At 61.2% G+C, this 2,212-nt stretch carries 1 protein-coding gene; it reads right to left on the reverse strand.

The features are described from left to right. Nucleotides 1-47: 47 nt before the first annotated feature. Nucleotides 48-2,212: carboxyl transferase domain-containing protein (locus KEM60_RS07845; protein ID WP_304502110.1), on the reverse strand; the 2,165-nt coding region annotated here is incomplete at its 5' end.

Consider the following 2,212-nt stretch of genomic DNA (forward strand, 5'->3'; position numbering starts at 1 on the left):
GAAACACCTTCAAGTGTTTCCGGCCCGCGCCGTTGTGCTTCGGTCAGTCAGCCTCTGGGGCGGCTCTCCCGCTGATATGTCGTCATCCCCCGCTCCAACGCGTCCACCAGATACGGTCGCAGCTGCGCCGCCGGGATGATCAAATCCACCGATCCGACACGTTGAGCCCGCTCAACAGTGTGAACCCCGTCAAACTCATCCGCCACGTCCTTACGCCGCTGCGACCGCACTTCTTCCATGATCCGTTCCGCAGCTTGGCGTGCGGTCCCCGCCGTTGCCGTCGGAGCCGATGCAGCCACCTGTCGTGCCTCGACCACCCGAGCGTCCTGACTGGTGCGCGCGGCAACCTCTCGGACAAAGACCGTAGCTGCCGCCGGCGCACCACCGATTACTGAGGCATATGAACCTTCGATCGCGGCGATCTCCATGGAAGCATTCAGCTGCTTGGAAAAAACCACAAAGGCTCCACCGTGATATCGAGATACCACTACGAAGACGATCGGGCCACGGAAGTTGGTCACGGCTCGACCGATCTCCGCGCCGTACTCTAATTGCCAGTTGCGCATCGACTCTGGTGACCCATCGAAACCCGACAGATTGGCTAAGACCACCAAGGGTCTATTCCCGCTTGCAGCGTTGATGCTGCGAGCGCATTTACGGGAACTCTGCGGAAACAAGGTGCCTGACGTCCACGCTGGAGGCCCATACGACGGGACGAATCCTCGCCGGGGCACGCTATGTGATTCTAAGCCGAGGAGGCAGACCGGAATGCCACCAATGCGGGCGTCCCAGGTGATGACCGTGTCAGCGTCCTGCCAGTCCTGCCATCGTTCCAATGGGTCGCCGTCAGTATCACAGACCGCTCGCATCACCGATCGCATATCGAACGGCAGCTTGCGTTCACCGTTACGGTCTGCGTCAAAGATGTCTCCGACCCGGGTGAACGTGGAACCTGGCACAGGGAGGTGTGGTGCCGCACAGACGTCCCGGTGCCACGGATCGCTCGTCGTACGGCGGCGTGGGAAGGTCTCCCCCGGCATCACATACGTGTGGTCATAGTGTCGTAGCAGAATTGAGCAGGCTTCTGGGAAGTTTGGTGCCCAATATTGGGCCTGGCCATTAGGGCCCATGATGCGGTCGTATCCACCGATGCCGTGATTATCCTCGGCCGAGACAGCCCCAGAGAAGTCCAAGGCTTGTTTGCCGGTGAGCACCATGGTGGAAGTCGGAGTCATCACCAAGATGCCTTTGGTGTGCATGAGCATGGTGGCTTCGGCGTTCCAATACGGTTGGCCGCCGACATTAATACCAGTGACGATGATGTTGATTTCACCGCCGTCTTGAGTGAATTCGATGATCCGTCGGAGCGTCAACGAAATCCAGTCCATGTTTTCTGTGCCGGAGTCCATGGCGATCAGTGCTCCGGAAGACACGGCATACCACTCCACTGGAAGACGGTGTGCTCGCGCGTAGTCCAATGCGGCATTGACTCGACGACACTCTGGTTCAGCGAGGTTGCCCAATCCTTGGGTCGGGTCGGAGAGCAGCGCGACCCGAGACATTCCTTCGGGGTGGGTGGCTGTGACATGGGTGAGGACTCCGACGACGAGATGAGCCTGGTTACCTCCTGGTTCACGGTCAACGGGGCTGAGCTGGTCGTCGTCGGTCAGGTCGAATTCTTGGAAGTGTCCGGTCGGGAAGGGTGATCGGTCATCGGGTCCGGGGGTGAGCATCCGGATGATCTCGTACGGGTACGGCGAACCGAATCTGGCTGCGGTGAGCACCTTCTGGGCATACGGCGTCAAGGTCTGCACGGGATGTCGCGGCGGCTCGCCCCGGCGTACGGTCAAGGCGCCAACGCCGAGACCGTCAACCGTGAGGACCTGGTCACGGAGCACGGTGTTGTCATCATCGCCAGGCTCAGGAATCTGGACATGCAAGACCACTTTTTCCAGACCAGCACCGTGCGCCAGGTCTTGGTAGGTCGCAGCGAGCGCTGTCCATTCGTGGGTGGGCACGGTCCATGGGGCCCGAACGAGGAGGGTCAGACGGTTAGCCCGGGGGCGTTGTCGTGTGGGGTAGGTGGACAGCGCGGTGCGCATCGCGGCGAGCGCGCGGAGTCCGGTGCTGCCGAGGTGGGGGTAGCTGGTGTGCCCAGTCAGGGGGTCGGTGTGCGGGGTGAGGTGGTGGATTTCAGCGATGGCGAAGAGTC

The organism is Austwickia sp. TVS 96-490-7B, assembly GCF_019331795.1.
GTDB lineage: Bacteria > Actinomycetota > Actinomycetes > Actinomycetales > Dermatophilaceae > Austwickia.